This window comes from Mesorhizobium sp. M0983 (assembly GCF_040318975.1).
Taxonomy (GTDB): domain Bacteria; phylum Pseudomonadota; class Alphaproteobacteria; order Rhizobiales; family Rhizobiaceae; genus Mesorhizobium.
In genome coordinates, this window is the sequence record NZ_JAMYNH010000001.1 from 286,350 (window position 1) to 302,839 (window position 16,490).

The 16,490-nt window shown below is 62.9% G+C and carries 18 protein-coding genes; 14 read left to right on the forward strand and 4 right to left on the reverse strand.

All coding sequences use genetic code 11. From position 1 onward, the window contains the following. Positions 1-345 precede the first annotated feature (345 nt). From NKH71_RS01490 to NKH71_RS01510, 5 genes are all read left to right on the forward strand, one after another. A complete protein-coding gene (locus tag NKH71_RS01490) occupies positions 346-1,710 on the forward strand; it encodes an NAD(P)-dependent oxidoreductase (protein WP_352894186.1) in 1,365 nt (454 codons plus the stop codon). 2 nt (positions 1,711-1,712) lie between these two features. Next, positions 1,713-3,026, forward strand: coding sequence for an NAD-dependent dihydropyrimidine dehydrogenase subunit PreA (preA, locus tag NKH71_RS01495; protein ID WP_023720863.1), 1,314 nt, complete (start codon positions 1,713-1,715; stop codon positions 3,024-3,026). Positions 3,027-3,129: 103 nt separating this feature from the next. Beyond that, positions 3,130-3,648, forward strand: coding sequence for an RrF2 family transcriptional regulator (locus NKH71_RS01500; protein ID WP_023720862.1), 519 nt, complete (start codon positions 3,130-3,132; stop codon positions 3,646-3,648). A 13-nt stretch (positions 3,649-3,661) separates the two neighbouring features. Further along, on the forward strand, positions 3,662-4,120 hold the full coding sequence (locus NKH71_RS01505; protein WP_352547038.1) for a carboxymuconolactone decarboxylase family protein: 459 nt from the start codon (positions 3,662-3,664) through the stop codon (positions 4,118-4,120). Between the two features lie 59 nt (positions 4,121-4,179). Then, positions 4,180-4,557: a DoxX family protein gene (locus tag NKH71_RS01510; RefSeq protein ID WP_023720860.1), complete on the forward strand. Its 378-nt coding sequence runs from the start codon at positions 4,180-4,182 to the stop codon at positions 4,555-4,557. Between the two features lie 28 nt (positions 4,558-4,585). On the opposite strand, the gene NKH71_RS01515 is transcribed toward NKH71_RS01510, so the two are convergent. Next, a complete protein-coding gene (locus NKH71_RS01515; protein ID WP_023720859.1) occupies positions 4,586-5,308 on the reverse strand; it encodes an SDR family oxidoreductase in 723 nt (240 codons plus the stop codon). Then, complete coding sequence (locus NKH71_RS01520) at positions 5,305-6,156, reverse strand: SDR family NAD(P)-dependent oxidoreductase (protein ID WP_352482942.1); 852 nt, start codon at positions 6,154-6,156, stop codon at positions 5,305-5,307. Before NKH71_RS01520 ends, NKH71_RS01515 begins: the two co-directional genes overlap by 4 nt. 105 nt (positions 6,157-6,261) lie before the next feature. Between NKH71_RS01520 and NKH71_RS01525 the strand changes: the two genes are divergently transcribed. Further along, on the forward strand, positions 6,262-7,134 hold the full coding sequence (locus NKH71_RS01525; RefSeq protein ID WP_023720857.1) for a helix-turn-helix transcriptional regulator: 873 nt from the start codon (positions 6,262-6,264) through the stop codon (positions 7,132-7,134). Positions 7,135-7,144: 10 nt separating this feature from the next. Here the strand turns inward: NKH71_RS01525 and NKH71_RS01530 are convergent, their stop codons facing one another. Then, the gene (locus tag NKH71_RS01530) at positions 7,145-7,777 is read right to left on the reverse strand and encodes a TetR family transcriptional regulator C-terminal domain-containing protein (protein ID WP_352639735.1); all 633 of its coding nucleotides are present in this window, start codon (positions 7,775-7,777) and stop codon (positions 7,145-7,147) included. Positions 7,778-8,029: 252 nt separating this feature from the next. Between NKH71_RS01530 and aptA the strand changes: the two genes are divergently transcribed. The 4 genes from aptA to NKH71_RS01550 all read left to right on the forward strand — a co-directional run bounded on the left by aptA (position 8,030) and on the right by NKH71_RS01550 (position 12,561). Further along, positions 8,030-9,358, forward strand: coding sequence for an omega-aminotransferase AptA (aptA, locus tag NKH71_RS01535; RefSeq protein WP_023720855.1), 1,329 nt, complete (start codon positions 8,030-8,032; stop codon positions 9,356-9,358). Positions 9,359-9,426: 68 nt separating this feature from the next. Continuing rightward, the gene (locus tag NKH71_RS01540; RefSeq protein WP_352639733.1) at positions 9,427-10,677 is read left to right on the forward strand and encodes a Zn-dependent hydrolase; all 1,251 of its coding nucleotides are present in this window, start codon (positions 9,427-9,429) and stop codon (positions 10,675-10,677) included. 64 nt (positions 10,678-10,741) lie between these two features. After that, a complete protein-coding gene (gene hydA, locus NKH71_RS01545) occupies positions 10,742-12,193 on the forward strand; it encodes a dihydropyrimidinase (RefSeq protein WP_023720852.1) in 1,452 nt (483 codons plus the stop codon). Between the two features lie 29 nt (positions 12,194-12,222). Then, the gene (locus tag NKH71_RS01550; protein ID WP_031194515.1) at positions 12,223-12,561 is read left to right on the forward strand and encodes a hypothetical protein; all 339 of its coding nucleotides are present in this window, start codon (positions 12,223-12,225) and stop codon (positions 12,559-12,561) included. A 35-nt stretch (positions 12,562-12,596) separates the two neighbouring features. On the opposite strand, the gene NKH71_RS01555 is transcribed toward NKH71_RS01550, so the two are convergent. Further along, positions 12,597-13,001 carry a cupin domain-containing protein gene (locus NKH71_RS01555; RefSeq protein ID WP_023720850.1) on the reverse strand — a complete coding sequence of 135 codons (405 nt, stop codon included), beginning with the start codon at positions 12,999-13,001 and terminating at the stop codon, positions 12,597-12,599. 161 nt (positions 13,002-13,162) lie between these two features. On the opposite strand from NKH71_RS01555, the gene NKH71_RS01560 reads away from it, so the two are divergent. The 4 genes from NKH71_RS01560 to NKH71_RS01575 are packed head-to-tail and all read left to right on the forward strand — an operon-like array spanning position 13,163 to position 16,486. Then, positions 13,163-13,954 (forward strand): ABC transporter ATP-binding protein, encoded by a 792-nt coding sequence (locus NKH71_RS01560; RefSeq protein WP_023720849.1) that lies wholly within the window; start codon positions 13,163-13,165, stop codon positions 13,952-13,954. Continuing rightward, positions 13,947-14,474 (forward strand): endonuclease domain-containing protein, encoded by a 528-nt coding sequence (locus NKH71_RS01565; RefSeq protein ID WP_023720848.1) that lies wholly within the window; start codon positions 13,947-13,949, stop codon positions 14,472-14,474. Before NKH71_RS01560 ends, NKH71_RS01565 begins: the two co-directional genes overlap by 8 nt. Continuing rightward, a complete protein-coding gene (locus tag NKH71_RS01570; protein ID WP_352495156.1) occupies positions 14,475-15,353 on the forward strand; it encodes an ABC transporter permease in 879 nt (292 codons plus the stop codon). Then, entirely contained in the window at positions 15,350-16,486 is a 1,137-nt protein-coding gene (locus tag NKH71_RS01575) for an ABC transporter permease (protein WP_031194513.1), read from the forward strand. Before NKH71_RS01570 ends, NKH71_RS01575 begins: the two co-directional genes overlap by 4 nt. Positions 16,487-16,490: the final 4 nt, after the last annotated feature.

Genomic DNA, 16,490 nt, shown 5'->3' on the forward strand with positions numbered 1-16,490 from the left:
CGACAGCCAACCAAAAAAGATGACGGCAAACCGGAAATGTTACCGGGTTGCGCGCCCTGTGGTTTTCGACTTTGCTTGCAGTCAACGAGGGGTTGTTGATCCATGCGCCGGATGTCGCTCACTTCCGAACTTGTCGCGCTGTGCGACGAGATCAGGTTGATCCACGGCAACGCTCCTGAATGCGGTTCCGTACCTGCTTCGTGACGTATATGGCCGTTTGGAAAAACATGATTATTACAGTCATGTTTGTTGAAGCTTTTCAGTCGCTTGCGCCGAAAATTGACCAATTGATAAAAAAATAAAACGTGCTAGCCTTCCCCAAAACAAGAACATGGGGAACTGACGATGGCAGAAGGCCAGTTCAAGCAAGGCATTGCCGGCGGGCGGCTTTCGCCGGAACAATACGCCGATAATTTCGCCGACCTGCATCCGCCGCTCGATCACCACGAGGCGCTGGTCGAGTCCGACCGCTGCTACTTCTGCTATGACGCGCCGTGCATGAATGCATGCCCGACCTCGATCGACATCCCGCTGTTCATCCGCCAGATTTCGACGGGCAATCCGATCGGCTCAGCCAAGACGATTTTCGACCAGAACATCTTGGGCGGCATGTGTGCCCGCGTCTGCCCGACCGAGACGCTGTGCGAAGAGGTCTGCGTGCGCGAAGTGGCCGAAGGCAAGCCGGTGCAGATTGGTCGCCTGCAGCGCTACGCCACCGATGTCGCCATGGCCGAAAACAAGCAGTTCTACAAGCGCCCCGAACCGACCGGCAAGACCGTCGCCGTGGTCGGCGCCGGTCCGGCCGGGCTAGCGGCCGCGCATCGGCTCGCCCGCTACGGCCACGACGTGACCATCCTGGAAGCCCGCCCGAAGGCCGGCGGCCTTAATGAATACGGTATCGCGGCCTATAAGAGCGTCGACAATTTCGCCCAAGCCGAGGTGGACTATGTCACGTCGATCGGCGGCATCGACATCCAGAACGGCAAGGCGCTCGGCCGTGATTACCAGCTGTCGGACCTGACCCGGAATTACGACGCGGTGTTCCTCGGCATGGGGCTTGCCGGCGTCAATGCCTTGCGAGCGGATGGCGAGGAGGCGCCGGGTGTCACCAATGCCGTGGAATTCATCTCGGAGCTTCGCCAGGCCAGCGATCTGGCCAGCCTGCCGGTCGGCCGGCGTGTTGTCGTCATCGGCGGCGGCATGACGGCGATAGACGCGGCGGTGCAATCGAAGCTGCTCGGGGCCGAAGAGGTGACGATCTGCTACCGGCGCGGCCCGGAGCACATGAACGCCTCCGAATTCGAGCAGGACCTGGCCGCTGCCAACGGCGTCATCATCCGGCACTGGCTGCAGCCGAAGCGGGTCATTGCCGATGGCGGCAAGGTGTCGGCGATCGAGCTCGAATACACCGCGATGGACGGCGACCGGCTCGTCGGCACCGGCGAGCGGCTGACACTGACCGCCGACCAGGTGTTCAAGGCGATCGGCCAGAGTTTTGTCCCGGCTGCGCTCAACGGCAGCGGGGCTTTGCTTGACCTGGAAGCCGGCCGCATCAAGGTCGACGCCGAAGGCCGCACCTCGCTGCCAAACGTCTGGGCCGGCGGCGACTGCATCTTTGGCGGCGACGACCTGACCGTCTCGGCCGTCGCGCAAGGCCGCGACGCGGCGGAAAGCATTCATCGGGCACTGACCTCGAACGGGAGGGCATGAGCATGGCAGACATCCGCAACAATTTCGTCGGCATCAAATCGCCGAACCCGTTCTGGCTGGCCTCGGCGCCGCCGACCGACAAGGCCTATAACGTCATCCGCGCCTTCAAGGCCGGCTGGGGCGGTGTCGTCTGGAAGACGCTCGGCGAAGAGGGTCCGCCGGTCGTCAACGTCAACGGGCCACGCTATGGCGCGATCTGGGGCGCTGATCGTCGCCTGCTTGGCCTGAACAATATCGAGTTGATCACCGATCGCGACCTGCAGGTCAATTTGCGCGAGATCAAGCAGGTCAAGATGGACTGGCCCGACCGGGCGATCGTCGTCTCGCTGATGGTGCCGTGCGAGGAGCATGCCTGGAAGGCGATCCTGCCGGTGGTCGAGGAGACCGGCGCCGATGGTATCGAGCTCAATTTCGGCTGCCCGCACGGCATGTCGGAACGCGGCATGGGTGCGGCGGTCGGTCAGGTGCCGGAATACATCGAAATGGTGGTGCGCTGGTGCAAGGCCAACACCCGCATGCCGGTCATCACCAAGCTGACGCCCAACATCACCGACATACGCAAGCCGGCACGCGCTGCGCTGTCCGGCGGCACCGATGCGGTGTCGCTGATCAACACCATCAATTCGATCACCGGCGTCAATCTCGACAATTTCGCACCGGAGCCGACCATCGACGGCAAGGGTTCGCATGGCGGCTATTGCGGTCCGGCGGTGAAGCCGATCGCGATGAACATGGTGGCCGAGATCGCGCGCGACCCGGAAACGCATGGCCTGCCGATCTCCGGTATCGGCGGCATCACCACCTGGCGCGACGCCGCCGAGTTCATGGCGCTCGGCGCCGGCAATGTGCAGGTGTGCACGGCGGCAATGACCTATGGCTTCAAGATCGTGCAGGAGATGATCGCCGGCCTGGAAAACTGGATGGACGAGAAGGGCCATGCCTCGCTCGACGACATCGTCGGCCGCGCCACGCCCAACGTCACCGACTGGCAGTATCTCAACCTCAACTATATCGCCAAGGCGCATATCGACCAGGACGCCTGTATCAAATGCGGCCGCTGCCACATCGCCTGCGAGGACACCTCGCACCAGGCGATCACCAGCATGGTGGACGGCGTCAGGCATTTCGAGGTGATCGAGGCCGAATGCGTCGGCTGCAATCTCTGCGTCAATGTCTGCCCGGTCGAGAACTGCATCACCATGGAGCCGCTGGCGGTCGGCGTGATGGACCAGCGCACCGGCAAGCCGGTGTCACCGATCTACGCCAACTGGACGACGCATCCGAACAACCCGATGGCCAAGGTGGCGGCGGAATAGCATTGCGAAAAAAAAGCGGCGTTCACGGGCGCCGCTTTTTTAATTTCCCTATTGCGGATAAAGATTATCCACGATAATCTATATCCATGACTAGGAGAGCGAAATGAAGCTGGGTGAGGGCGTCGAAGCGGCCATCCACTGCGCCGCGATGCTTGCTGGCGTTGATGGCGCCGCGACCATGCCGGGTGCTGCCATGGCGGAAGCGTTCGGGCTGTCGCCGAGCTATCTCCTCAAGCATCTCAACATGCTGACGGTGTCGGGCATTCTGGAATCGGTTCCGGGGCCGTCCGGCGGCTACCGGCTGGCGCGGCCGGCGGAACGCATTACGCTGCTCGATATCGTGTTGGCCGTCGAAGGGCGAGAACCGGCCTTTCGCTGCGCCGAAATCCGCCAGCGCGGCCCCGCCAGGCTCGATGCCTCGGTTTATGTCAAACCCTGCGGCATCAAGGTGGCGATGCTGAAGGCCGAGCGTGCCTACCGCGCAGCGCTCGCCGACGCCCGGTTGTCCGACATCGTTGCAGAATACACGGCCGATGCCGATCCCCGTTCGGTCGCCGCCAACTGCGCCTTCGTCGAGCGCCATCAGCGTCCGCAGAAATCAAGTTCAACCAAGCAAGCATGAAAGGCTAAAAACGATGAAAGAGAGGCTGCAATTTTTCGGCGCGGCGCCGGAGATCATGAAGGCGGTGTCGGCGCTCAACAAGGCAGTCGACGAATGCGGGCTCGAAAAAAGCCTGTTGCATCTGATCAAGCTCAGGGCGTCGCAGATCAACGGCTGCTCGTATTGCGTCGAGATGCACAGCCGCGAGGCGCGCCACGACGGCGAGAGCGAGCAGCGGCTCTATCTCGTCTCCGCCTGGAAGGAATCGCCGCTATTTTCAGAGCGCGAACGCGCAGCCTTTGCCTGGACCGACGCGCTGACCAGGATCGCCGACAACGGTGTTTCGGACGAACTCTACGCAAGGACGCTCGAGCATTTTTCGGAGCAGGAGTTGGTCAAGCTGTCGGTTGCACTCGGCATGATCAACACCTGGAACCGACTTTGCGTTCCGTTCCATGCAATCCATCCGATGCCGGCGGTCATGGCCGCTTGAGCATGGACCAGGCGCGCGGCCTGCGTCGTGCGCCTCTTTTCTGCCCAAGGACCAACAGCATGTTTTCAAGCTTTGATAGTGAGATTCTATTCGCGGCCCGCCTGCTGCTCGGCGGCGCCTTTGTCTTTGCCGGCCTGCGCAACATCCAGAACGCGGCGTTCCTGACCCAATTGATGACGACGCGCGGCGTGCCGCAGGCGCGGCTGGTGCTCTGGCTGGGGATCGTCCTGCAGACCGTCACCGGAGCACTGGTGATCGCGGGCATCTGGACCGCTGCCGCCGCTCTGTGCCTGGTGTTGTTCCTTGTCGTTGCTACGCCGATGTTCCATAATTTCTGGGATCATCAGGGTCCCGAGCGCGCGTCCCGCATCAATGGCTTTGTCGGCAACGTCGCGCTGACCGGAGGATTTCTGGCGCTGATCGCGCAGTCGCTTTGAAAGCGATTGCCGCGTAGATGTAGCCGCGTTACGCCGCATACCGCAAGCCGCCGTCGCAGGTCAGGATCTGGCCGGTGACGAAGCTGTTCGAAACCAGGAACGCGATCGCCTCAGCAACGTCCTCGGCGCGGCCGATGCGGCCGACCGGCGTCTTGCCTGCATAATCGGCAAATACCGCATGGCGCTGTTCATCAGGCAAAAAATCCCACCAGGGCGTGTCAATGACGCCCGGCGCCACGACATTGACGCGTAACGGCTTCAGCTCCATTGCCAGGATCGGCACCACGGTCAGCAGCATGCCGTTGACGGCGGCGATGCCGGCGACACCCGGCGCCGACAATTGCGCCGACACCGCCGAGATGAAAGTCACCGAGCCGCCCTTGTTCAGCGTCGGCAAGGCGGCCTGCAGGCAGGAGAGCTGCGGCCGGACCTTCTCGTCGACGCCGCCGCCGATGTCGGTCAGGTCAAGCGTTTCGAACGGGCCGAGCCCCTTGCCGCCGCTGGCGGCCAGCACCAGGTGATCGAAAGGGCCGAGATCGCTGAAAAACCGGCGAACCTCGTCCGGCTTCGCGGCATCGAAGGCAGCTTTTCCGACCGCGCCGCCAAGGCTTTGCCCTGCGTTGTCGAGCCTTTCCCGGTTGCGCCCGGTGATCGTCACCTTCATGCCCGGACCAAGCAGCTTTTTCGCGGTGGCGAGGCCGATGCCGGAGGAGCCGCCGACGACCACAGTGTGCTGCGCTTTCTCGATCATGAATTTTCTCTCTTCGATGTTGCGGAAGCCGGTGCGAGCCCGACAAGACCGAGGCTCAATTCCCGCAATCGACGTCGTGCCTTAGCGTCATAGGCTTGCGCATCGGCGCGGGATTCCCTCTGGCCGTCGAAATAGAGGCCGCTCCGCCCTTCGAGCGCCGGCGATGTGGCGAGATTGATGATGGCTTCGGCGCCGGTTTGGACCGAGCTCCAGGGTGTGACGCCCGCCTGCCGCACCATCGTGGTGTTCATGTAGCTTGCCGGATGCAGGCTGTTGACCGTGACGCCGGTGCCGTTCAGCTGCTCCGCCAGATCGATGGTGAACATGATCTGCGCCAGCTTGCTCTGGCAGTAGGCACGGATGCCGTCATAGGAGCGGGTCAGCATGACATCGTCGAAATCGATCGCCTGCTGGCCTGCCGAGGCGACGTTGACGATGCGCGCCGGCGCGCTGGCCTTGAGCAGCGGCAGCAGCTCCGTGGTGAGCAGGAAGCCGGCGAGATAGTTGACGGCAAAGCGCAGTTCGTAGCTGTCGGCGCTGACCTGTCGTTTGGCGTTGGGGCCGGCGGTGCCGACGCCGGCATTGTTGATGAGGACATCGAGTCGGCCCGTGCGGGCGCGAACAGCCTCGGCGAGGCGGCGGACCTCGGCCAGGGAGGAGAGATCGGCCACGAGCAACTCGGCTTTGCCGCCGGCGGCTTCGATCTCGGCCACGATCGCCTTGCCCCTGGTCGCGTCGCGGCCATGCACCAGGATGCGGGCGCCGCCGGCGCCGAGCCTTTGCGCGACGACACGGCCGACGCCGTCGGTCGACCCGGTGATGAGGATTGTCTTGTCTTTCAGTTCCATGTTCAGAGCCTCCATCTCATCGCTTTGAGCGGAAAGATGGGGCACCAGCCACTTGCCAAACAGTTCAAACTTTATCCTGGTATCGGTACTGCTATAATAGCGGCCATGGATTCCACCGCGCATTCCGCCGAAGACAGCCGCCGCCGCGAGCTCGGCGCCTTCCTGCGTTCGCGGCGCGAAAGGCTGACGCCTTCGGCCACCGGCATCTCGACCGGCTTACGCCGGCGCACGCCCGGGCTGCGGCGCGAGGAGGTGGCGATGATCGCCGGCGTCGGCACGACCTGGTACACCTGGCTGGAGCAGGGCCGCGACGTTCGGCCGTCGGTGGAAGTGCTGACCGCACTCAGCCAGGCGCTGCGCCTGGACGCGGCTGAGCAACGGCATCTGTTTATTCTCGCCGGCCGGCCGCAGCCGGAGCGTCGCGTCGACGCGCCGGAAAAGATCGACGGCCCCTTGCTGCACATGCTGCAGAGCCTGGTCCTGCAGCCGGCCTATGTCGTCGGGCGGCGCTGGGATGTGCTGGCCTGGAACCCGGCGGCGGCAGCCGTGTTCGGCGATTATGGCCTGCTGGAGGGCGATGCCCGCAACATCGTCCATATGGTTTTCACCAGCCCGCAGCATCGGCGCCTGCTCGTCGACTGGGAGGAACTGGCGCGCGCCGTGCTGGCGTCATTCCGGGCGGAAAGCGCGAAGTATGTCGGCGATCCGGATTTCGAGCGGTTGATTGCGCTGATGACGCGTTCAAGCCCGGAGTTCCGCGCCTGGTGGCCGCTGCGCGATGTGGCCCGCAACCTATCGGGTGTGAAGCATGTCAGGCATCCGATAGCGGGCGCCATGGCGTTCGAACATATGAGCCTGTCGATCGACGACGGCTCGGACATGAAGCTGATCGTCTACACGCCGCTCGCCGAGCAGAACTCGATCGCCAAGCTGCAGAAGCTGCTCGATGCGCTGCCGGCCGCGCGGCGCAGCGCGTGAACCATCAAGGCTAGTCTTTCGGCTTCAGCCCGTCGATGAACAGTTGCTCGAGAAACCTTGCGGCATCCTCGAAGCGGCCGTCGCCGCCGCGGTCGGGGCCGAGCACGGCGCGGACCTGGACGTCGAAATCGGCATAATGCTGCGTCGTCGCCCAGATCGAGAAGATCAGGTGCCAGGGGTCGGTGCGGGCAATCTTGCCGGCGCGCATCCAGCCCTTGATGACGTTGGCTTTCTCGTCGACCAGCGTCTTCAACTCACCTTCCAGCATCGGCATGATGCGCGGCGCGCCCTGCAGGATCTCATTAGCGAATAGCCGGCTCTCGCGCGGGAAATCGCGCGCCATTTCGAGCTTGCGCCTGATGTAGTTGCGCAGTTCAGTCAGCGGATCGCCAATGTCGTCGAGTTCGCGCAGCGGCGCCAGCCAGGTGTCGAGAAGCCGTTGCATCAGCGTCTCGTGGATGTCCTCCTTGCGGCGGAAATAATAGAGCAGGTTCGGCTTCGACATGCCGGCGGCTTCGGCGATCTGGTCGATGGTCGAACCGCGAAAACCGTTGGTGGAGAAGACTTCGAGCGCCGCCTCCAGAATGAGCTCGCGCTTTTCCAGCTGGATGCGGGTGCGGCGTGGAGCGGAGCTTTCGACCACCCCCGTCACCTCGAACAACCTTCGCTGTGAGGAGCGTCTGGACCAATTCTCTGGACCAGTTTTTCCCCGCCCTGTGGAGCGCACTTCGAAAGCCGCATTTCCGCTAGTAATCCCTTGACCGCTGATAAGGCGGTGCTAACGTTTGTCCAACCGGTCAAAAATTTGCGTAGCACGAAAACGCAGCAAAGACCAAGTGTTGGAAAGACCAAGCGTTAGCCGCACCGAAACAGGTTACAAGGGGAAGTCTTGGTCATGTCCAACCGGCTGAAAGTCACGCCGAACGATCTCAGCGCATTCTGGATGCCGTTCACGGCAAACCGGCAGTTCAAGCAGGCGCCGCGCATGATGGTGTCGGCCAAGGACATGCATTACACGACCAGCGACGGGCGCAAGGTTCTCGACGGCACCGCCGGCCTGTGGTGCGTCAATGCCGGCCACTGCCGCCCGAAGATCACCGAGGCGATCCAGAGCCAAGCGGCAGAGCTCGACTATGCGCCGGCCTTCCAGATGGGCCACCCGATCGTGTTCGAGCTGGCCAATCGCCTGGTCGACATCGCCCCGAAGGGCATGGACCATGTGTTCTTCACCAATTCCGGCTCGGAATCAGTCGAGACGGCGCTGAAGATGGCGATCGCCTATCACCGCGTAAAAGGCGAGGGCTCGCGCACCCGGCTGATCGGCCGCGAGCGCGGCTATCACGGCGTCAATTTCGGCGGCATCTCGGTCGGCGGCATCGTCACCAACCGCAAGATGTTTGGCACGCTGCTCGGCGGCGTAGATCACATGCCACACACGCATTTGCCGGAAAGGAACTCCTTCACGAAAGGCGTGCCCGAGCATGGCGCGGAACTGGCCAACGAGCTGGAACGCATCGTCGCCTTGCACGACGCGTCGACCATCGCCGCAGTCATCGTCGAACCGGTTGCCGGTTCCACCGGCGTCATCCTGCCGCCGAAGGGCTATCTGCAGAAGCTGCGCGAGATCTGCACCAAGCACGGCATCTTGCTGATCTTCGACGAGGTCATCACCGGTTTTGGCCGCCTCGGCACGCCGTTTGCCGCCGACTATTTCGGTGTCACCCCGGATATCATGACGACGGCCAAGGGCGTCTCCAATGGCGTCATCCCGATGGGCGCGGTGTTCGTCAAGAAGGAAATCCACGACGCCTTCATGACCGGGCCCGAGCATATGATTGAGTTCTTCCACGGCTACACCTATTCGGGCAATCCGATCGCCTGCGCGGCGGCGCTGGGCACACTCGACACCTACAAGGAAGAGGGGCTGCTGACGCGCGGCGAGGAACTGGCGCCGTACTGGGAGGACGCGCTGCACTCGCTGAAGGGCGAACCGAACGTCATCGACATCCGCAACATCGGCCTGATCGGCGCGATCGAGCTGGCGCCGATCGCAGGCCAGCCGACGAAGCGCGCCTTCTCGGCTTTCGTCAAGGCGTTCGAGCGCGGTGCGCTGATCCGCACCACCGGCGACATCATCGCTCTGTCGCCACCGCTCATCATTACCAAGGGCCAGATCAACGAATTGATCGACCATGTGCGCGAAGTGCTGAGGGCGGTGGACTAGATGCTCCCCAACATGTAGGGCGACGACGGGAACCGTCGTCCTAATGTGAGTAAATGAGAGGAACTTGAATGGCCGCCCCCGGCGAGAATCTGCGAATCAATTCAGACCGTTTGTGGGATTCGATAATGGAGATGGCGAAGATCGGCCCCGGCATTGCCGGCGGCAATAATCGCCAGACCGTTACCGACGAGGATGGCGAAGGGCGGCATCTGTTCAAGCGCTGGTGCGATGAGGCGGGGCTCGAAATGGGCGTCGACGAGATGGGCACGATGTTTGCCCGTCGCGAAGGCACCGACCCCAGCCTGCCGCCGGTGTATGTCGGCAGCCATCTCGATACGCAGCCGACCGGCGGCAAGTATGACGGCGTGCTCGGCGTGCTCGGCGGCCTGGAGGTTGTGCGCTCGCTCGACGATCTCGGCATCAAGACCAAGCACCCGATCGTCGTCACCAACTGGACCAACGAGGAAGGCGCGCGCTTTGCGCCGGCGATGATGGCGTCCGGGGTATTCGCCGGCGTGCTCGATCAGGCCGAAATCTATTCGCATGTCGACAAGGACGGCAAGAAATTCGGCGAGGAGCTCGAACGGATCGGCTGGAAGGGCACCGAGAAAGTCGGTGAGCGCAAGATCCACGCCTTCTTCGAATTGCATATCGAGCAGGGCCCGATCCTCGAGGACGAGGGCATCGACATTGGCGTCGTCACCCATGGCCAGGGACTGAAATGGCTGCAGGTGACGCTGACCGGCAGGGAGGCGCATACCGGCTCGACGCCGATGCCGAAGCGGCGCAATGCCGGGCTCGGCATGGCGCGGGTGATCGAGTTGGTGCACGAGATCGCCATGGACTACCAGCCGGACGCCGTTGGCGCGGTCGGCCATATGGAGGTCTATCCGAACTCGCGCAACATCATCGCCGGTCGCACCGTCTTCACCATCGACATCCGCTCACCGGAAAAGGAAGTGCTGGACGCCATGGACGGCCGCATCCGGGAAGGCATCGACACGATCTGCGAGGCGCTCGACATTAAATATCAAATCGAGCAGGTCGGCCATTTCGATCCGGTCACTTTCGACGCGGGCTGCGTCAAGGCGGTGCGGGATGCGGCGGAGCGCCTGGGATATACGCATCGCAACATCGTCTCCGGCGCCGGCCACGACGCCTGCTGGATCAACCGCGTCGCACCGACGGCGATGGTGATGTGTCCCTGCGTCGACGGGCTCAGCCACAACGAGGCCGAGGAGATCACCAAGGAATGGGCAACGGCCGGCGCCGACGTGCTGTTCCACGCGGTGGTCGATACGGCGGTGATTGTCGAATGATGGGATAGCTGCCACCTCGCAACGCCGCTCGCAAGAAGCGCGAAAAGAATAAGGGAACAAGAAAATGTCCAAAGTCATCAAGAATGGCACCATCGTCACCGCGGACCGGACATGGAAGGCCGATGTGCTGTTCAGGCACGGCAAGATCGTCGGCATCGGGCCGGATCTGCATGGCGACCATGAGTTCGACGCCAGCGGCTGCTATGTCATGCCGGGCGGCATCGACCCGCATACCCACCTCGAAATGCCGTTCATGGGCACCTATTCGGCCGATGATTTCGAGAGCGGCACCCGCGCCGCGCTCGCCGGCGGCACGACGATGGTCGTCGATTTCTGCCTGCCCGCGCCGCAGCAGTCGCTGCTCGAGGCCTTGCAGATGTGGGACAACAAGACTTCGAAGGCTTCCTGCGATTATTCCTTCCACATGGCGATCACCTGGTGGGGCAAGCAGGTGTTCGACGAGATGGCCACCGTCGTTGACAGGGGCATCACCTCGTTCAAGCATTTCATGGCCTACAAGGGTGCGCTGATGGTCGATGACGACGAGCTGTATTCGTCGTTCCAGCGCTGTGCCGATCTTGGCGCGCTGCCGCTGGTCCATGCCGAGAATGGCGACGTGGTGGCGGCACTGTCGCAGAAGCTGCTGGCGGCGGGCAATAGTGGTCCGGAGGGACACGCCTATTCGCGCCCGCCGGAAGTCGAAGGCGAGGCGACCAATCGTGCCATCATGATCGCCGACATGGCCGGCGTGCCGCTCTATGTCGTGCATGTCTCCTGCGAGCAGGCCCACGAGGCCATCCGCCGGGCGCGCCAGAAAGGCATGCGGGTATTCGGCGAGCCGCTGGTCCAGCACCTGACGCTGGACGAGAGCGAATATTTCAACAAGGACTGGGACCATGCGGCGCGGCGCGTTATGAGCCCGCCCTTCCGCAACAAATGGCATCAGGATTCGCTGTGGGCCGGCCTGCAGGCTGGGTCACTGCAAGTGGTGGCGACCGACCATTGTGCCTTCACCACCAAGCAGAAGCGCAACGGCGTCGGCGACTTCACCAAGATCCCGAATGGCACGGGCGGGCTCGAGGATCGTTTGCCGGTGCTGTGGACGACCGGCGTCAACACCGGCCGGCTGACGATGAACGAGTTCGTCGCGGTGACCTCGACCAACATCGCCAAGATCCTCAACATGTACCCGAAGAAGGGCGCCATCGTCGAAGGCGCGGACGCCGACATCCTTGTCTGGGACCCGAAGCGCAAGAAGAAAATCACGGCCAAGAAGCAGCAGTCGGTCATCGACTACAACGTCTTCGAAGGTTTCGAGGTGACCGGCCTGCCACGCTACGTCTTCTCGCGCGGCGAACTGTCGATCGAGGAAAACGAGGTTAAGGCAAAGCCCGGCCATGGCGAGTTCGTCGCTCGCGAGCCGAACGCGGCGGTCAACCGGGCACTGTCGACCTGGAAGGAAATTTCCGCGCCGCGCAAGGTGGAGCGTACAGGCATCCCGGCGACGGGCGTTTGAGCTTGGCGAGCCACGGAGCGATCATCTCAATGGCCGCGGTGATCCTTGCCTCCGGGCCGGCGGCGGACGTCCTTGCCGGCTCCTTTGGCAATGAGGTCGGTTGCGCTGGTGTACGGCTCGGTTATCAGGACCGCGACGATTATGTCGTGCTGACCGCCGAGGGCGTCGAAACCTATGGCAGCGGCTGCGAGTTCGCACAGCCATTGACGACGACGCCTGGCACCCAGTTGTTGAGCTCCACCTGTTTCGCCGAGGGCGAGGAGGGGACGACCACAGATGTCGTCAAGGTCATCAACAAAGGAGGGGACGGTTTCTTCGTGACCATTCCCGGCCTTGAGGAGATAGGGCCGCTGAAATCATGTTCGTGACGGTGCCGATGACGGCCGCCGCCTCGACCCAGTCCTCAGGCGACCAACCCGTCCAGTTCCGGCAGCAGGACGACGCTTTCCTGTTCGTTGGGATCGGTGCGGGCAATAACCGCCGAGGCGGGGCTGTCGCTCAGATTGGCCGGCAGATGCGGCACACCGGGGGGAATATAGAAAAGATCGCCGGCCTTGACCACGATATGCTGTTCGAGCCGGTCGCCATACCAGGTATGGACTTCGCCGGAGAGCACATAGATCGCGGTTTCATGGTTTTCGTGCATATGCGCCTTGGCGCGGGCGCCCGGAGGCATGGTCAGCAGATGCATGCAGATACCGGAGGAGCCGACTGTTTCGGCGGCGATACCGGCGAAATAGCTCAGGCCCTGCTTGCCTTCATAAGAGCTTTCAGGGCGGATAAGATGGCACGTCGGTTTGGGCGACATCGGGGCAACTCCGGGCGTCTATCTGATGGGACAAGGGCACGTAGAACTGGGGCGCGTAGAACTGGCGCGAGTAGGACTGGGCGAGTGGAAAGCAACATCGGGGTAAAATCAATCGGATTCCGGCCGGTGGCGCAGTGGCCGGAAGCGACAGGCTACGGCCGATGACGGGAGCATCGCCAGCCGTTGTTTCGGCAAGCAAGCTTGGCCTGACCTTCCAGACCAATGACGGTCCGGTGCAGGCGCTGTCGAATGTCGACCTGACCATCGGCAAGGGCGAATTCGTGTCCTTCATCGGGCCCTCCGGCTGCGGCAAGACGACCTTGCTGCGCGTCATCGCCGATCTGGAGAAGCCGACATCGGGAGCCATTTCCGTCAACGGCATGACGCCCGAGCAGGCGCGCCAGCGCCGCGCCTATGGCTATGTCTTCCAGGCGGCCGCACTTTATCCGTGGCGCACGATCGAGCGCAATGTGGCGCTGCCGCTGGAGATCATGGGCCTGTCCAGGGCGGAGCAGGCGGCGCGCATCAAGCGAACCCTCGACCTCGTCAACCTCAGCGGCTTCGAGAAGAAATACCCCTGGCAGCTTTCGGGCGGCATGCAGCAGCGCGCCTCGATCGCACGGGCGCTCGCCTTCGATGCCGACCTTTTGTTGATGGACGAACCGTTCGGCGCGCTGGACGAGATCGTGCGCGACCACCTCAACGAACAACTGCTGGAGCTTTGGGAGCGGACCAACAAGACCATCTGCTTCGTCACCCATTCGATCCCCGAGGCGGTCTATCTGTCGACGCGCATCATCGTCATGTCGCCGCGCCCGGGGCGTGTCAGCGATGTCATAGAATCGACGCTGCCGAAGAAGCGGCCGCTCGATATCCGCGAGACGCCGGAGTTCCTGGCCATCGCGGCACGGGTGCGCGACGGGCTGAGGGCAGGGCACAGCTATGATGATTGAGCGGGATGAGGGTCCTCCTCTCCCCGACGGGGAGAGGGTGGCCGGAGCGAAGCGGAGGTCGGGTGAGGGGGCGGCGCCAACAGATCCAACTAAAAGAAATGTTGGGGCAACCGCTCGTGCCCGAAAGCTCCGGTTTGACGAGACCGAGGCTGAGTACCGGCTTTGGGGGGAACTGAGAGGACGTCATCTCAACGGCTACAAATTTGTGAGGCAGGTGCCGCTTGGCCTTTTCATCGCGGACTTCGTTTGTCGCGAGAAGGGTCTGATTGTTGAAGTCGACGGCAGTCAGCATGCGGATTCTCCAACCGATACGGCGAGAACTGCTTGGCTGAATGGCTATGGCTATTCCGTTCTTCGGTTCTGGAACCATGAAGTTCTGGCCGAACGTCGAGCGGTCCTTGATACGATATTGGCTTGCCTCGACGGAAAGATTTCTACCCCCTCACCCGGCCTCCGCTTCGCTCCGGCCACCCTCTCCCCGTTGGGGAGAGGAGGGCGCCAAGCGCCCGAGGATCGCTAGATGGACTCGTTTCGCGACAAGATCGTTCCCGTGACCTCGATCCTCCTGGGCGTGGTCGTCGTCTGGTACGTCATGGCCGTTGTCCTCAACGCGCCGTTCCAGCGCGATCTCGACCGCCGCGCCAATTTGACACCGGGCATTGTGGAATTCATCGGCAAGACGCTGGCACAACCGAAGCCGACGCTACCGGCGCCACACCAGGTGGCGGTGAATTTTTTCGAAAACACCTTTTTGCGCAGCATCACCTCGAACCGCAGCCTTGTCTACAATGCCTGGGTGACGCTGTCGTCGACGCTGCTCGGCTTTGCCTTCGGCACGGCGCTCGGCATCGTCATCGCCGTCGGCATCGTGCATGTGGCGACGCTCGACCGCAGCATGATGCCGTGGATCATCGCCTCGCAGACCATTCCGATCCTGGCGGTGGCGCCGATGATCATTGTCGTGCTGGCGGCGGTCGGCATCACCGGGCTGATCCCGAAAGCGCTGATCTCGACCTATCTGTCGTTCTTCCCGGTGGCGGTTGGCATGGTGAAGGGGCTGCGCTCGCCCGAGCTCACCCATCTCGACCTGATGCATACCTATAATGCCAGTCCCTCGCAGACCTTCTGGAAATTGCGGGTGCCGGCCTCGGTGCCGTTCCTGTTCACCTCGATGAAGGTGGCGGTGGCCGCCAGCCTCGTCGGCGCCATTGTCGGCGAGCTGCCGACCGGCGCCATCGCCGGCATCGGGGCCAAATTGCTCGCCGGCGCCTACTACAGCCAGACGATCGACATCTGGTCGGCGCTGGTCGCCGGCTCGGTGGTGGCGGCGCTGCTGGTTATGCTGGTCGGCATTGCTGGGCGCCTTGTTGACCGCGCCATGGGCGGGAGGCCGGCATGAGCTCGCTCCTGAGCCTTTCCTCAATCACCCCCCGATCCTGGCAAGGATATGCCGCGCTTATCCTGCTTGTCGGCGCGCTGCTTCTTTGGCCGCTCGTCAGTGCTACGCCCGGTTACGGCATGGCGACTACGGTTTTGATTTTCATTTTGCTGCTCATGGCAATCGAGGCCGACAACTTTCCACCGATGATCGGGGTGGTGTTGCTGTTCCTTGGCGCGCACGGCGCGGCGTGGATGTTGCTCGCCGGCATAACCGGCAATGAGGGCAGCGCTCGTGGCTCCTTCTATCTGCTGCTCGTCGCGGCGTGGTTTTTGGCCTGGCGCTGCGTAACGGTCTTGTCGTCGGTTCGCCCGACGTCGCGCTGGGCGTCAACCGCCTTGCGCCTGATCATTCCAGCCATCTTCGGCGCTTGGATCCTGATCATCTGGGAGGCGGTGACGCGTGGCGCCGGCATTCCCTTCATCCTGTTGCCGCCGCCAAGCGCCATCGGTGCACGCATCGTCGGCTCGCTGCCGGTGCTGGGGGCCGATGTCAGGCAGACCATCTTCAAGGCGGTGATCTTCGGCTATGTCGTGGGCAGCAGCGCCGGCTTCCTCGTTGCCATCGCCGCCGACCGTGTGCCGTTCCTGCGGCGCGGGCTTTTGCCGATCGGCAATATGGTGTCGGCGCTGCCGATCATCGGCGTCGCGCCGATCATGGTCATGTGGTTCGGCTTCGACTGGCAATCCAAGGCAGCCGTGGTCATAATCATGACCTTCTTCCCGATGCTGGTGAACACCGTCGCCGGGCTTACCGCCTCCGGCCATATGGAGCGCGACCTGATGCGCACCTATGCCTCGAGCTACTGGCAGACGCTGTTCAAGCTGCGGCTGCCGGCGGCGGCACCGTTCATCTTCAATGCGTTGAAGATCAATTCGACGCTGGCGCTGATCGGCGCCATCGTCGCCGAGTTCTTCGGCACGCCGGTGGTCGGCATGGGATTCCGCATTTCGACGGAAGTCGGGCGGATGAACATCGACATGGTGTGGGCCGAAATCGCAGTTGCAGCACTTGCGGGTTCGGTCTTTTATGGCGTGGTCGCTCTTTTCGAGAGAGCAATCACGTTTTGGCATCCCTCTGTCCGTGGTGGATAGGGGC

What these genes read in the sequence shown, in the direction of transcription:
- NKH71_RS01560 (WP_023720849.1), top strand. Translation starts at nt 13,163, where the DNA reads ATGACGGGAGCATCGCCAGCCGTTGTTTCGGCAAGCAAGCTTGGCCTG.
- NKH71_RS01525 (WP_023720857.1), top strand. Translation starts at nt 6,262, where the DNA reads ATGGATTCCACCGCGCATTCCGCCGAAGACAGCCGCCGCCGCGAGCTC.
- preA (WP_023720863.1), top strand. Translation starts at nt 1,713, where the DNA reads ATGGCAGACATCCGCAACAATTTCGTCGGCATCAAATCGCCGAACCCG.
- NKH71_RS01505 (WP_352547038.1), top strand. Translation starts at nt 3,662, where the DNA reads ATGAAAGAGAGGCTGCAATTTTTCGGCGCGGCGCCGGAGATCATGAAG.
- NKH71_RS01550 (WP_031194515.1), top strand. Translation starts at nt 12,223, where the DNA reads ATGGCCGCGGTGATCCTTGCCTCCGGGCCGGCGGCGGACGTCCTTGCC.
- NKH71_RS01520 (WP_352482942.1), bottom strand. Translation starts at nt 6,156, where the DNA reads ATGGAACTGAAAGACAAGACAATCCTCATCACCGGGTCGACCGACGGC.
- NKH71_RS01570 (WP_352495156.1), top strand. Translation starts at nt 14,475, where the DNA reads ATGGACTCGTTTCGCGACAAGATCGTTCCCGTGACCTCGATCCTCCTG.
- NKH71_RS01490 (WP_352894186.1), top strand. Translation starts at nt 346, where the DNA reads ATGGCAGAAGGCCAGTTCAAGCAAGGCATTGCCGGCGGGCGGCTTTCG.
- NKH71_RS01500 (WP_023720862.1), top strand. Translation starts at nt 3,130, where the DNA reads ATGAAGCTGGGTGAGGGCGTCGAAGCGGCCATCCACTGCGCCGCGATG.
- NKH71_RS01540 (WP_352639733.1), top strand. Translation starts at nt 9,427, where the DNA reads ATGGCCGCCCCCGGCGAGAATCTGCGAATCAATTCAGACCGTTTGTGG.
- NKH71_RS01565 (WP_023720848.1), top strand. Translation starts at nt 13,947, where the DNA reads ATGATTGAGCGGGATGAGGGTCCTCCTCTCCCCGACGGGGAGAGGGTG.
- aptA (WP_023720855.1), top strand. Translation starts at nt 8,030, where the DNA reads ATGTCCAACCGGCTGAAAGTCACGCCGAACGATCTCAGCGCATTCTGG.
- NKH71_RS01515 (WP_023720859.1), bottom strand. Translation starts at nt 5,308, where the DNA reads ATGATCGAGAAAGCGCAGCACACTGTGGTCGTCGGCGGCTCCTCCGGC.
- NKH71_RS01575 (WP_031194513.1), top strand. Translation starts at nt 15,350, where the DNA reads ATGAGCTCGCTCCTGAGCCTTTCCTCAATCACCCCCCGATCCTGGCAA.
- NKH71_RS01555 (WP_023720850.1), bottom strand. Translation starts at nt 13,001, where the DNA reads ATGTCGCCCAAACCGACGTGCCATCTTATCCGCCCTGAAAGCTCTTAT.
- hydA (WP_023720852.1), top strand. Translation starts at nt 10,742, where the DNA reads ATGTCCAAAGTCATCAAGAATGGCACCATCGTCACCGCGGACCGGACA.
- NKH71_RS01510 (WP_023720860.1), top strand. Translation starts at nt 4,180, where the DNA reads ATGTTTTCAAGCTTTGATAGTGAGATTCTATTCGCGGCCCGCCTGCTG.